The sequence below is a fragment of the Chitinophaga sp. Hz27 genome (assembly GCF_042263525.1).
Taxonomy (GTDB): Bacteria; Bacteroidota; Bacteroidia; order Chitinophagales; family Chitinophagaceae; genus Chitinophaga.
Window position 1 is genome coordinate 304,104 of the sequence record NZ_JBHKFJ010000004.1, and the last position, 14,312, is coordinate 318,415.

General features: G+C 42.1%; 14 protein-coding genes. 8 read left to right on the plus strand and 6 right to left on the minus strand.

From position 1 onward, the window contains the following. Positions 1–14: 14 nt before the first annotated feature. The 6 genes from ACE38W_RS10770 (at position 15) to ACE38W_RS10795 (ending at position 5,017) form a co-directional block, all read left to right on the plus strand. A complete protein-coding gene (locus ACE38W_RS10770; protein ID WP_375830749.1) occupies positions 15–611 on the plus strand; it encodes an ACP phosphodiesterase in 597 nt (198 codons plus the stop codon). Positions 612–713: 102 nt separating this feature from the next. After that, entirely contained in the window at positions 714–1,322 is a 609-nt protein-coding gene (locus ACE38W_RS10775) for a DUF2911 domain-containing protein (RefSeq protein WP_375830751.1), read from the plus strand. A gap of 333 nt (positions 1,323–1,655) precedes the next feature. Continuing rightward, positions 1,656–2,795 (plus strand): cystathionine gamma-synthase, encoded by a 1,140-nt coding sequence (locus ACE38W_RS10780; protein ID WP_375830753.1) that lies wholly within the window; start codon positions 1,656–1,658, stop codon positions 2,793–2,795. Between the two features lie 144 nt (positions 2,796–2,939). Next, the gene (locus ACE38W_RS10785; RefSeq protein ID WP_375830755.1) at positions 2,940–3,713 is read left to right on the plus strand and encodes a TIGR02757 family protein; all 774 of its coding nucleotides are present in this window, start codon (positions 2,940–2,942) and stop codon (positions 3,711–3,713) included. 15 nt (positions 3,714–3,728) lie between these two features. Further along, positions 3,729–4,670, plus strand: a complete 942-nt coding sequence (locus ACE38W_RS10790; RefSeq protein ID WP_375830756.1) for a DUF6263 family protein — start codon at positions 3,729–3,731, stop codon at positions 4,668–4,670. Beyond that, positions 4,670–5,017, plus strand: a complete 348-nt coding sequence (locus ACE38W_RS10795; protein ID WP_375830758.1) for a hypothetical protein — start codon at positions 4,670–4,672, stop codon at positions 5,015–5,017. Before ACE38W_RS10790 ends, ACE38W_RS10795 begins: the two co-directional genes overlap by 1 nt. Before the next feature lie 64 nt (positions 5,018–5,081). Here the strand turns inward: ACE38W_RS10795 and ACE38W_RS10800 are convergent, their stop codons facing one another. Both ACE38W_RS10800 and ACE38W_RS10805 read right to left on the minus strand, forming a co-directional pair. After that, a complete protein-coding gene (locus ACE38W_RS10800) occupies positions 5,082–5,744 on the minus strand; it encodes a sterol desaturase family protein (RefSeq protein ID WP_375830761.1) in 663 nt (220 codons plus the stop codon). Positions 5,745–5,902: 158 nt separating this feature from the next. Further along, positions 5,903–7,147: a serine hydrolase gene (locus ACE38W_RS10805; RefSeq protein ID WP_375830763.1), complete on the minus strand. Its 1,245-nt coding sequence runs from the start codon at positions 7,145–7,147 to the stop codon at positions 5,903–5,905. Between the two features lie 144 nt (positions 7,148–7,291). Between ACE38W_RS10805 and ACE38W_RS10810 the strand changes: the two genes are divergently transcribed. Together ACE38W_RS10810 and ACE38W_RS10815 are read left to right on the plus strand one after the other, a co-directional pair. Further along, complete coding sequence (locus ACE38W_RS10810; RefSeq protein WP_375830764.1) at positions 7,292–8,305, plus strand: fumarylacetoacetate hydrolase family protein; 1,014 nt, start codon at positions 7,292–7,294, stop codon at positions 8,303–8,305. A gap of 3 nt (positions 8,306–8,308) precedes the next feature. Next, a complete protein-coding gene (locus tag ACE38W_RS10815) occupies positions 8,309–9,193 on the plus strand; it encodes a flavin reductase family protein (protein ID WP_375830767.1) in 885 nt (294 codons plus the stop codon). Positions 9,194–9,267: 74 nt separating this feature from the next. On the opposite strand, the gene ACE38W_RS10820 is transcribed toward ACE38W_RS10815, so the two are convergent. The 4 genes from ACE38W_RS10820 to lysS form a co-directional block, all read right to left on the minus strand. Beyond that, on the minus strand, positions 9,268–10,674 hold the full coding sequence (locus ACE38W_RS10820) for a M57 family metalloprotease (RefSeq protein ID WP_375830769.1): 1,407 nt from the start codon (positions 10,672–10,674) through the stop codon (positions 9,268–9,270). Positions 10,675–10,950: 276 nt separating this feature from the next. After that, on the minus strand, positions 10,951–11,694 hold the full coding sequence (locus ACE38W_RS10825) for a DUF4197 domain-containing protein (RefSeq protein ID WP_375830771.1): 744 nt from the start codon (positions 11,692–11,694) through the stop codon (positions 10,951–10,953). Between the two features lie 41 nt (positions 11,695–11,735). Further along, on the minus strand, positions 11,736–12,569 hold the full coding sequence (locus ACE38W_RS10830; RefSeq protein WP_375830772.1) for a universal stress protein: 834 nt from the start codon (positions 12,567–12,569) through the stop codon (positions 11,736–11,738). A 120-nt stretch (positions 12,570–12,689) separates the two neighbouring features. Further along, positions 12,690–14,204: a lysine--tRNA ligase gene (gene lysS / locus ACE38W_RS10835; protein WP_375830773.1), complete on the minus strand. Its 1,515-nt coding sequence runs from the start codon at positions 14,202–14,204 to the stop codon at positions 12,690–12,692. Positions 14,205–14,312 lie beyond the last annotated feature (108 nt).

Consider the following 14,312-nt stretch of genomic DNA (forward strand, 5'->3'; position numbering starts at 1 on the left):
ATAGCAACAGTATTATGAATCATCTGGCCCATGCATACTTATCTTTCAACGATCCCGATCTTACCATTGGTAATCTGATAGCTGATTTTGTTAAAGGGAAAAAGCAACTGGAGCTACAGCGTCCGGAAGTACAAAAGGGTATCCATCTGCACAGAGCCATTGATACTTATACAGATCAGCATCCTATGACAGCAGCGGCCAAGCAGTTTTTCAAACCGGCGGTAGGCCTATATTCCGGCGTTTTCACAGACCTGGCGTTTGATCATTTTCTTGCCACTGATCCCAATTATTTTACCGATGAATCGCTGTATTCGTTTACCCGTAACATTTATACGTTGGTTGAGAAAAGAAGAGCAGAACTTCCTGCAACTTTTTTGGAAATGTTCAAGTATATGTATGAATTTGACTGGTTATACAATTACAGAACTACAGATGGTATTGGCCGTGCCATCAGAGGAGTAAGCAGAAGGGCGAAGTACTTGGAAACATCACCTGATATAGTTTTAGCCACTTTCATAGAACACTATGACGGACTCAAAAAATGCTACCAGGCATTCTTCCCGGAGCTGGTTGCGTATGTAAAAAGCATTTATCCAAACGAACAGCCTTAAACCTTGTTAATTGCAGCCTTACAGTTTTTCCGATTGGTTAAAAATGTCTAGGTTTGGGCCCGGTTTCCGAAACAAGAAAAACAACTCTTAATACTAATCCGGATGATGAAAAAAGCAATGATAGTGGCCCTGATGATGGGCATGTTTTGTTTGACAGCAGGAGCTCAGGACAAAAAATTACCGCCACTTGATGCCAGCCCTATGGATATGGCATATTACCCTGTAATGTACCCGTATGTAGTAAAAGTAAAAGGCGAGTCTGCTGGCCCATTGGTAGCCCGCGTTATCTACAGCCGTCCACAAACGAAAGGCCGTGAAATTTTCGGCAACCTGGAAGAATATGGTAAGATCTGGAGATTAGGCGCCAACGAAGCCACTGAAATCGAGTTCTTCCGCCCGGTTGTAATTGGTGGAAAATCAGTACCTAAAGGAAGGTATACAATGTATGCCATCCCAACAGAAAAAAACTGGACTATCATCATTAATAAAGAAACAGATATCTGGGGCGCATTTAAGTATGACCAAGGTAAAGATGTGGTAAGAGTCACTTTACCAGTTATCTCCCTGAATACACCTGTTGATGCATTTACTATGGTATTTGAAAAAGCAGAGGTGGGTGCTAACCTGATTATCGCCTGGGACCGTGTAAGTGTAAATCTGCCCATTAAATGGAGCGATGCCGCTGCCAAACCAGTGAAGAAGTCTAAATAATTAAAAAAAGGAAAGGCGGTAAGAATACCGCCTTAAAAATTTTAACCATATCCTATGAAAAACCTACACGAATATATAACGTTCCCACATTGTCAAAGGGTGCGATTTGGTGAACGATATAAAAATGTTCGTGAGCGTAATAAATAATACGATAATATCATCATATGAGCTAATTTGGACAAGTGATTTTAGCTCAACTTTCCTTGTTGGCCTTTCCCCGTAATTCTCTCCCCTTAAATCATCTTCCTAAATAAAAATCGTTGCTGGAACAGCCAGTCAAAGGGCGTATATTTGGTAACCACCAGAAATTGTTCATTATAAAATAATTAAGACATGAAGCTGGGTACTAAACTCATACACGCAGGTGTAGCTCCCGACCCGTCTACAGGGGCCATAATGACCCCGATTTTCCAGACCTCCACATATGTACAATCAGCCCCGGGGCATCACAAAGGCTACGAGTACGCACGTACACAAAACCCCACCAGGGATGCTTTACAAAACGCATTGGCTGCCATAGAAAACGGAACCCACGGCATTTCATTTGGCAGCGGCCTCGCTGCCACCGATGCGGTACTAAAACTCCTTAACCCAGGAGATGAAGTCATTGCTACTAATGATCTCTATGGTGGTACCTATCGCATATTTACCAAGGTGTTTGAACGCTATGGATTGAAATTCAATTTCATACCTATGCAAGATGCCAAAAATATCGAAGCACATATAACGCCAAAGACAAAACTTATCTGGATTGAAACACCTACCAATCCACTCTTAAATATCATTGATATTCATGCTGCTGCGCAAGTTGCTCGCAAGAATGAAGTACTGCTGGCAGTTGATAACACTTTTGCTTCTCCTTATCTGCAAAATCCACTGGACCTCGGCGCCGACATAGTAGTTCATTCTGCTACCAAATACCTCGGCGGCCATAGCGATGTTGTTCATGGCGCAGTCATAGTGAAAAATGAAGAACTGGCCCGTCAGCTGTACTTTATTCAGAATAGCTGCGGTGCTGTTCCAGGGCCACAAGACTGCTTCCTGGTACTCCGTGGTATCAAAACACTGCATGTACGTATGCAGCGCCATTGTGAAAACGGAGCAGTCATTGCCAATTATCTCCGGAACAACAGTAAAGTAGATAAGGTATACTGGTGCGGATTCGCAGATCATCCGAATCATGATATTGCCAAAGCGCAAATGCGCGGATTCGGCGGTATGATGTCTTTCACACTCAAAGACGATAGCATTGAAGCGGCGAATAAAGTACTGAGTAACACACATTTATTTAGTCTGGCCGAATCTCTGGGTGGTGTAGAATCCCTTATCGGGCACCCTGCCACCATGACCCATGCTTCTATTCCAAGAGAAGAAAGGATCAAAAACGGCCTCGCAGATAGCCTTATACGCTTATCCGTTGGCATTGAGGATGCTGACGACCTGATTGAAGACCTGAAAAAAGCTATCGGCTAAAGAAAGTTAACCGGTAAAATATATCTTTACTGCTTTCTAATTGCAGTAAACCATATCCGCAGCTAAACAGCGCAGCATACGTACACGGCTATACTCCGATGTAGGTATGCTGTACTGCTGCTCTGATATATATGAAGGAACAATATGAAAATAGAGCAGTTAAGGGATTTTCTGAATGCAAAGGTGGAACAGTATAATCATCCGGATTTCATTACCCACGATCCGATCAGTATTCCGCATCGATTCAGCAAATTGCAGGACATTGAAATTGCCGGCTTATTTGCTGCCATCTTCGCCTGGGGCAACAGAACTACTGTTATTAATAAGAGTAAGGAATTGTTACAGATGATGGATAATGCACCCTATGATTATATCCGTAATCATCAACCTCGGGAAAGGCTTAGACTGATGTCCTTCATTCATCGCACCTTCAATGGCCTGGACCTTCTTTACTTTGTTGAGTTCCTGCAACATTATTACACAAATGTCACCTCATTGGAATTCGCTTTCAGCGGGCATATGAACAAAGATGACGAGAATGTGGAAAATGGCTTGATAGGCTTTAGAAAAGTATTCTTCGCGCTGGAACATCCTGAAAGAACCACCAAACATATTTCTACTCCTGCTAAAAATTCCGCCTGCAAACGATTGAACATGTACCTTCGCTGGATGGTTCGAAGAGATGAGAATGGCGTGGATTTTGGACTGTGGAAGAACATCTCACCGGCTCAGCTGGTAGTACCAATGGATGTCCATGTAAGCAGAGTGGCAGCACGGTTGGGACTCACATCCAACATAAAGGCAGATTGGAAAACAGCAGCTGCACTTACACACGCACTAAAAAAACTAGACCCGGACGACCCGGCGAAATATGATTTTGCATTGTTTGGGTTGGGAGTAATCGAAAAATATGTTTGATAAAATAAGATGATAATGAAAAGGATTTTGGGAATAACACTGACTTTGCTGGCCTTCACGTTTCAGGTAAATGCACAGGCATACGTTGATCTTAGCTATCATTTCAATAATGGTGAGCAATTTGAACTGGAACAGAAGAGCAGGAATGAAACCTATATGACTGTTAATGATATCCAGCAAAGAACTACCAGGGATTATAACAACATTATCGTTATTGATGTGAAAGAAGTAAGTCCTGGTAAGGCTACGCTTAACTTCTATTATAAGGAACTCAAATTCAACTGGAATGCCAAGAATACCAACATTGCAGTTGATGCTAACGGACCCGCCTCTACGGAGCCTTTTCAGAAAGGATTGAAATTCATCCTTAAAAAGCCATTTACTGTCGAAATCAACAGCTTTGGCATCATCAGTAAGATCGAAGGCTTAAATGAACTGTTAGACAGCGCAGAAACAGCTTTCAATGATTTGAAGAAAGATGAACAAGCAGCCTATAAAAAATTAATGACCGACCAATTCGGCACAGAGGCTTTCCGCAGCTGGCTGGAACAACTCCTGGTTATGTATCCTGCCCATGGTATTAAAACCGGCACGCAATGGGAAGAAAACGTTCCTATGCGCGGCGGCCTCGTAGGCTCTATTGATCTTTACTGGAATCTCCAGACCTGGGATGCACAAACTGCGAAAATTGGCGGTACTGCTAAAATAAAAACCGATAAAGTGCAGATGCTGGAACTGGAAGACGGTATTAAAGCAACTGCTGAAATTAGCGGCGCTACACAATCTAACTACCTCATTAGCCGTAGCTCCGGGTTTCCAAGTATTTGTGTCCAAACAACAGAGTTGAATGGCGCCTATACTTACAAAGCCAATAAAGCCAAAGGCTTCAAGAAAGACATCAACGTTCCGGTGAAAGTGATCACCAACGCAAGTTATAAGATCAAACAAATGAAATAATGGACACACCATCCGGTTATTTACAGGAAACATCTGCTTGGGCTGCACAAACATTCGAATTGCGTGTACCCGATAGTGTTAGCTATGAACAACTGGAGGCCTTACTCGCTGCACGACTCGAAACCTTGATCAGTGAAGACTTCCAGCAGTTTGTATTTCTCTTGTATCGAATCGATGTATCAGAAAAGAAAGTCGCATCAATCATTCACGATGCCACTGGGGCAGGGGTGAGTCCTTACCCGGCCATAGCAGCACTGATCATACAGCGGCAACTGGAAAAGATAGCCACAAGGGCTTCCTTCAAACAGCCGCCACCGGCTGGGGAAGATGATGAAGAAAGATGGTAAAAGATATTAAAATGGAAAGGGTCTCTGTTAGCAGAGACCCTTTCCATTTTAGATACTATTTCAATTACTTATTAAACATCAGTTCTTTCACTTTTTCTTTGTCCTCTTTCTCCTTGGTCAGATCAAAGAAAGTCCCAAACACCTTGTCCCACAGCGATGTGCTTACACCGAAGCCTTTATCATCACTTTTGTAATGATGCAGGTGATGATTACGCCATAAGGCTTTCATAAATTTAAATGGAGGATTCCAGGCATGAATAGCATAATGCATGCTGCCATAGATGAGGTATCCCAGCAGGAAACCCGGGAAAAACATAAATGCCACTTGACGTAGGAAAATGTACTGTGAGCCAAAAATTACCGATGCCAGAATCAAACTTGGTACCGGTGGCATAAACAAACGCTGCTTATCCCTTGGATACTCATGATGGTTACCATGCATCACATAAATGAATCGTTGTACTTTAGGGCTTTCACTACCTAAGTGGAAAATAAAACGGTGCATAATGTATTCAAAAAATGACCAGAAAAACATAGCCCCAAAGAATACCATTGCAACGGTACCAACTGTAAATCCTAGTGTGTCGTGGCTGTAATACAGCATGTAGCCAATAATGGGTATGTACATTCCCCAAATTACCAGTGGATGTGTTTTTGTCAGCATCTCCAGATATTGGCTCTCAAATAATCTTGCCTGTCCTTTGTTCTTAATCTTTTCAAACTTCATGACTCCCCAGTTTTTAGTTAGTTACGGGAAATGAATAAAACCTATCTAATCTATGTATCAATACAAATTGGTTAACTAGTATTGGCCTGCAAAAATACAATCAGGCCTTAGGATCTCAAAATCCCATTGAGGTTGACCCTTAAAAATGAGGTGCAAATTTACTGAGAATAATTCATTCTGAAACCATTCAAATCAGGAGTATATGTTCTTTTTCTACCCAACTCATACTGGTAAATTATCTCCCCAACCTCTTTGAAAAATGGATAACCAACTTCTTCATATTCATACTTATTATCATTCAAAATACCATCGCTATTAACGTATATCGTGCCAGTCAGCATAAATTCTACTTTATTCTTAAAATCTACGATGTAGGTTGCATCTGTTAAAAAACCATATGACCATCCCGTTTTATTGAATACACGTATGTACGGTGGTATGTTCTGTTTTCCTGCTTTAAAGAAGAAAAACTTTGTAAAACTATTAAAGTACTCTGCGGTATCATATTTCGGGAAACGGCTTTCTGAAGGATACTCCGACATATACTGATATAAAAATTTATAGTCATCTTTTGTGAGATGAAAACGTTGTGCTTCAGGTACCGATTCTGGAAAAATTACTGATTGTAATACCTGTTGCAGATCCTCTAACGGGAAATTATTATGTCTGGTGAAATCCATCGGCCGAGGCACCAGATGATCATCTTTGTCGAGATAACCTTGACCAATAAATATCTGCTTGCTATAATCAAAATTTAGTGTAGAAGCCATTGCCGGCTGTTGATAGATCATTTTACCATCCTGCACAAAGGTAATCTGTGGTGAATGCCTGTTCTCTTCTTCTGTCAATGGCATAAATCTCCGTACGATACGGGTATTCTTATAGCCCATCTGCCACATTCTTTCATTCACTCGCTGCTGACCTACAAATTCGTATAGTCGATTATAAGCATCGTTATCACTGATCAGAAATACTTCCTTTATGTTGTGTGCAATAGAAGGTAATCCATTCTCAGCGCTGCTATCCTTATGCACTGTCACTTGTCCGCCAAAAGCGCTGTCCGTCAGCATTGCCGTAGTGGGCGTCAATCCTTGCACCTGCAATTCATGCAGTTTCTCCAACGACAACAGCGCGATAGGTAGTTTCACCGTGCTGGCAGGATTGAAATATTGGTTGGAATCTACATTAAAATAATAATTTTTAAAATGCGGTGTATTATCTGCATCCCGGTTGATTTCTGTGTAGATCAACTGATAGCGGAAAGAATCCGGATATTGTAAGATATGCTTCAATAAGGGGCTGGTATGACTATGAAGCAGCCTTTCAAACATGCTGTCTGAACGAACCTGAGCCGTCAGTAAACATGGAATTATCAGTAGGAATACCAGCAAACGGTTACGCATATCTGAAATAGGTTCTTAATAGTGACGTTTCAAAAAGGTTTTACCCTAAGGTCAATTTATAAAAAATATTGCTCAGGCTGAAGCTCCATGCTCACTTTTCTTATATTTGATCCTCATATCATACAACCAGAACTCACACCCATCATGAAACTTGTTACATATTTACGAGAAGAAGCCGACCAGCTGGCCATCCTGGTAGACGGACAGTTATACAACACCCAGGACCTGCATCCTGATTTGCCAACAAACATGCAGATGTTTCTGTTGCAATGGGAGGAAGTTATAGAAATAGCCTTACAGGCAGACGCACAGTTAAAATCGGGCTTTAAGCCAAGAGGCGTGCATGGTATCCCTTACGATAGTGTTCATATCCTGGCGCCGGTTCCTTTCCCTACATCCTGCCGTGATGGCTATGCCTTCCGTCAGCACGTTGCCGCCGCAAGACGCAACCGTAAAGTGGAAATGATCCCTGAATTTGATGAATACCCAATCTTTTATTTCACCAATCACAATGCTATTCAGGGTCCTGGCGAAATCTCCTGCATGCCGGACCATTTCGACAAGCTCGATTTTGAACTGGAAGTAGCCATCGTAGTATGTAAACACGGTCGCAACATCACTGCTGCTGAAGCAGATGAATATATTGGCGGATACATGATCATGAACGATATGAGTGCCCGTACTTTACAGATGGAAGAAATGAAACTGAACCTCGGACCAGCCAAGGGTAAGGATTTCAGCACTGTCATCGGACCAATGTTGGTTACGCCGGATGAACTGGAAGAATACCTGGCTCCTGCGAAACCTGGACATACTGGTAAAAACTTCAACCTGAAAATGACCTGTAAAGTTAATGGCGTTCAGGTAAGTGAAGGCAGCATGGGTGACATGGACTGGACATTTGCAGAAATCCTGGAACGCTGCGCTTATGGTGCAAATATTCTCCCTGGAGATGTTATTGGTAGCGGCACTGTTGGCACCGGCTGCTTCCTGGAATTAAACGGCACCGGAAAACTGAACAACCCTGACTATAAAGAACAATGGCTGCAACCAGGTGATGTGGTCGAAATGGAAATTGCGGGTCTTGGTCTGCTGAAAAACAGCATTGTAAAGGAAGACAGCGATTTCTCCATCTTGGCACTGAAGAAAAAAGCATAACATATGCAGGTAAATCCTACAGATATCAAAACCAGTGAGTTACATGCTTACCTGTTAGGTGCTGTGGCGCCGCGGCCTATCTGCTTTGCCAGCACAGTAGATGCAGATGGTAATCCCAACCTGTCGCCCTTCAGCTTTTTCAACGTATTTGGCTCCAAGCCACCAACCTTGATTTTCTCGCCGGCACGTAGGGTCAGGGATAATACGGTGAAGCATACACTCGAAAATATATATGCTACCAGAGAAGTAGTTATCAACGTAGTAAACTACGCCATGGTACAGCAAACTTCACTAGCCAGCTGCGAATATCCGGCAGGTGTAAATGAATTTGCCAAAGCAGGGTTTACACCACTGGCTTCCGAAAAGATCAGGCCTTTCCGTGTGAAGGAAAGTCCGGTACAGATGGAATGTATTGTAAGAGAAATCATTGAAACAGGGCAGGAGGGTGGAGCAGGCAACCTCGTTATCTGCGAACCCGTAATGCTGCATATCCACGACGATATCCTGGATAGCAAAGGCAAAATCGATCCGCATAAGATTGACCTCGTAGCCCGCATGGGCGGCGACTTCTACTGCCGCGCTTCCGGTGATGCTGTTTTTGAGGTAGAAAAACCGAACACCAAATTAGGTGTCGGCGTTGATGCATTACCGTTATCTATCCGCAACAGTGAAATATTAACTGGGAATAATCTCGGACAACTGGGTAACGTTAATGAAATACCAGTCATCGAAGCCACGTTTAACGATGATCATCTCAAACAGATCGTCCAGTACTACAGTATTACACCAGATGAAATGGAAAAAGAACTTCATCGTTATGCCAGAAAGCTACTGCAGGAAGGGAAAGTAAATGAAGCCTGGCAGGTGTTATTGTCGGGGAACATTTAATCAAGCAAGAAATTCAAAAGAGAGGTGCTTTGAAAACAAAGCACCTCTCTTTTTATAAATAGCAACTATTATCATTAGTTGGTGATCGGGTATAGTGCCTGATACAGCGCAGCATTGCTCACACTTCCGGTAGAAACGGTATTGTCTTTATACCAGAAATAGCACCACTGTGAAGATTGTGCAATCCCAACTGCTTTGATGTCGCTAAATGACTTACCTGCAGGAACTGTGTAAGGCGCAGGATCCTGGTAGTAGCCCAGATTGCTGGAGGTTCCAACGGAATAGGTCCCGTCATTATACCAGGCATAGCATCTACCGTCGGTTTTATTAATACTAATACCTACGATACTTGCATATGTCTTTCCAGGAGGCACAGAGTAACTGTATGTTGAGTTCAGGAAAGGATAGGTATTAATTCCCAGAAATCCTCCGTTAGACACTGTTCCATCTTTATACCAGGCATAAACAATGTTAGTGTTGGCAATTCCGATGTCTACAATGTCATTGGCTGTTTTACCAGGTATCAATTGATAGTAATTTGATTCTCCATAGATGGAGCTGGAGTTACCACGGGTAACCACGTTTTGTCCCCAATACCAACATCCATCATCAGTCGCGATGTCTATACCTCCCATTGAATCAATTCTTGAAGTGGTACCAGTCCAACTTTGAGTTCTTGGATACAGATAACGAACCGCATACAAATCACCAGAAGTAAAAAAGTTGGCAGGAACAATAGCCGGTATTGTTGGCGACATGATCGAGCTCGTATCCGTTACTGGTGTATTAGGAATGAGTGTACCACTACCACCATCCGAATGTGTTAATCCCAGAATATGTCCCAGGGCGTGTGTCAGGGCGAAAGCTTTCTTCTCAGCAGTAAGGGTATTATAAGAGGTATTTATTTTTAAGGAATCGCCGGTTGCTCCATTGGCTTTTGGCATATTTGCATTGACAACTTCTCCTCCAACAACATTTATGTTATCAGCGGCGACCAAATCACAAGCAACATTATCCGAGTAAATCACAAACGTAATTTTAGTACTCGACCCTATGTAACTATAATTGTTCCAACGACGAATTGCGTCTCTCAATGCCACCTTCCAATCAGCATTTGCGATATTATCCTTGATACGGATGTATTTTACCACATTATCACTGAGCAACCACTGGTACCTGTATTGCTCTGTAGTAGGGCTACCGGATGTCGCTGGTTTAGATTTCATATAATCTTTCACAACCCCCACCGGGAATACCATATCTCCATCGACCATGAACGTCTGACGGGCATCATTAAAAACGATTTTGGACTCGCCTACGGCAGTCGTTTTCGACAAATAGCTCTTCATAGCAGTAATTTCTTCTGCCGTCGCATTTGGTATTGATTGTGGTGTTTGTTTCAGATCATTTTTGCTACATGCACTGAGCAACAAAGCTACAGCTACCGACGGGATTCCCGTGAGTCTAACAAACTTATTCATAGCGTTCGGTTATTATTGTGTTATGAGATCAAAATAGGTGATTTCTTTCCTTCATAGGATTTCCGGATTTCCATTTAGGTGTTGCCAATATAGGGAGAAAAAAATAAGATCACCACCTCTTTTTTAACCATGATAAGTAAGTACATAATCCTGCATTTACTATGCTGAAACGGCACCATCAACATCAATCAAACCTGCTACAGTAAAGTCTTTAAAATGATCAGGGGGCTTCAATAGTATTGAAGCCCCCTGATCATTTTTTAGCTTATAAGCTTATTATTTAGCACCGAACACTTTCTTCAGTAGATCGGTAGTTCTTGCAACAGGATTAGCCCTGATATTTACCTCTTCTTTGCTGATCTGGTCAAACAGTGCATTTACCGCCTTTGTAGTTACGTAGTCTTGTAAATCAGGATTTACTTTATTGAAGGTGGTTGGTAGCTTGTTGTAGTTAGTTACAAGCTCACCATAGTATTTGGTGGCCATAGTACTATCCAGACTGCCTTTAATAACAGGAGCGAAAGCTGCTTTCAGCTTATCAGTAGTTTTACCTTTAAAGTAATCAGTAGCAGATGTGTTGCCACCTTTTACGAGGTTAAGCGCATCGGTAAGGGTCATTTCCTTGATTGCGTCTACGAAAATTGGCGCTGCAAAACCTACTGCTTTTTCAGCGGATCTATTAATCTGCAGGATGGCGTTATCAACCAGCTTACCCATGCCTAACTGACGGAGCGTATTACCGATTTTAACCGCATCTTCAGGTAACAGCATTTTGTAAATATCATTACCAAAGAAACCATCTTTTACACTTAGTTTCTTGATACCGGCAGCAACACCGTTAGAAAGTGCTTCCTTGATAGCTGAAGATGCATCAGATTCAGAGATACTGGACAGGGAAGTAGTTGTAGTTGAGCTGGTGGTAGTTGTTTTGCTCAGCTTTTTAAGTTTACTCAGAAGTTGAGCTTGGCTGGTATGCAGGGAAAAAACACCCAGCAACACTAACAGTGATCGTTTAAGCATATAGTTATGATGATTACTTGTAATAAATCAAAAGTATAAATTTATTCGTGTATTGTGAGCAAAGGTATGTGAGTTTTGAATGCGAGCTTACTGGTGCTGCTTCTTTTAAAGATACTTTCAAACAAACCATGCTTTTTAGGCATAGTGATGATCAAATCTGCCTGTATGCCTTCTGAAAAAGATATAATTCCTTGTACAACATTGGCATTATCAATAAAATGATAAACAGGGTTATAGCCCGCAAGTAATGTATCCAGCATCAGTGACTCAAATGGAGTATCGGCGGTAAAGTGCTTACTATCATGGTCAATATTGAGTACATGCAATTCAGCATGGAAGGCATCCATGAATTTTTTAAGCAGATCTACCGGTGTCGTATCTACGACTTTTTTCAGATCACAGGCAAACACTACTTTGTTGATAGATTTGAACTTAGCATCTTCCGGGATGATTAACACTGGTGTGGTGGTTTGTTTTGCCACATCAATAGTATTTGAACCTACCAGGATTTCTTCCAGCTTACTACCGCCTGTGATACCCATTACGATGATATCAGCTTCCTCATTTTTGCACACTTCGTTGATAGTAGCAGCAAGGAGCGTATTATCAGCTCTGGTTAGGATATTGATCTTACCAGATCCTAATGCTTCCAGATCTTTCTTCATTTTGTCCAGTCCTTCAAGACTAGCAATCCTCAAATCATCTGCATTAACCATTGGCACAGAAGTAGGCACATCCGGTATAGGAACAACCAATTCGTATGCGTGGTAAAGTACGAGCCGTTCTGCACCTATAGCATTTGCCATTTCTATGGCATAAGTGGCAGCGTTATAAGCTACATCAGAAAAATCCGTAGGAACGAGTATTGTTTTCATGGGCAATGATTTTGGATAACTCATTAGATTAACGAAGTAAGCGCCAAAAAGTTCCACCCCATATAAAGCAAAAAGCTGACCAGTTGTAACTGATCAGCTTTTCTATAATGTTATTTAATGTTAATCTGCTTTTTCCTGCTTCATTTGCGGGAAGAAAAGAACGTCCTGGATAGACGGCTGATTGGTCATCAACATAGTCAGCCTGTCGATACCGATACCAATACCCGAGGTTGGAGGCATACCGTATTCCAATGCACGCAGGAAGTCCTGATCGATGTACATCGCTTCGTCATCACCACGTTCCATGAGAGATATCTGTTCTTCAAAACGTTCGCGCTGATCAATAGGATCGTTCAACTCACTGTAGGCATTGGCAATTTCTTTACCATTTACCATCAGCTCAAAACGCTCTACCACACCTGCTTTGCTACGATGTTTTTTCGTCAGCGGGCTCATTTCAACTGGATAATCAGTAATGAAAGTAGGCTGAATATAATGGCCTTCACATTTCTCGCCGAAGATCTCGTCTATGAGTTTGCCTTTACCGATTTTAGGATCTACGGAGATGTTCAGTTGTTTGCAAACATCACGGAGCTGAGCTTCGTCCATTTCAGAGATATCGAAACCGGTATGCTCTTTAATGGCATCGTACATAGTTACACGACGGAATGGCGCTTTGAAGTCGATTTCTTTCTCGCCTACCTGTACTTTGGTGGTGCCATGCAGCGCGATAGCCACTTTTTCAAGCAGCGTTTCGGTGGTGGTCATCATCCATTCGTAGTCTTTGTAGGCCGCGTACATTTCCATTACGGTGAATTCCGGATTGTGAGTACGGTCCATACCCTCGTTACGGAAGTCTTTTGCAAATTCGTATACACCCTCAAAACCACCTACGATCAAGCGTTTCAGGTATAATTCGTTTGCAATACGCAGGTACAGCGGCATATCCAGTGCGTTATGGTGTGTAACGAAAGGACGTGCAGCAGCGCCACCAGGGATAGGTTGGAGAATAGGCGTTTCTACTTCCAGGTAGCCCAGGTTGTTATAGAAATCGCGGATAGTTTGCATGATCTTAGTACGTTTCATGAAAACTTCTTTCACCTGAGGATTGATGATCAGGTCCGCGTAACGTTGACGATATTTGAATTCAGGATCTGTAACCGCGTCAAAAGTTTCGCCTTCTTTTTGTTTTACAATTGGTAGTGGACGTAAAGCTTTTGCCAACATTGTGAGTTCACTCACATGGACAGACGTTTCTCCTGTTTTTGTTGAAAATACATAACCCTTGATACCAATGAAATCACCAATATCCATTAACTTCTTAAAAACCGTGTTATATAAGGTTTTATCCTCACCTGGACATATGTCATCACGGCGAATATAGAGCTGGATACGCCCCACAGAATCCTGTAACTTCACAAATGCTGCCTTACCCATATCATTTATACTCATGATACGGCCTGCCAGGCATACATCCTGAAATTGCTCCTTAGTTTCTTCTGAAAAGTTGGTGATAATATTTACAGAAGTATTGTTAACCGGAAATTCTGCGGCAGGATAAGGCTCAATACCTAATTTCTGCAGCTCCTGTAATTTTTCCCGGCGTATAATCTCTTGCTCAGATAATTGTGTCATGTGATTCAATTGGAGTGCAAATTTAACTTAATAATGCAGAAGGAACAAGGAAACTCATATAATCCCAATAGGAAAGGGCTGTAAGACTACAGCCCCTTACTTTTTGAC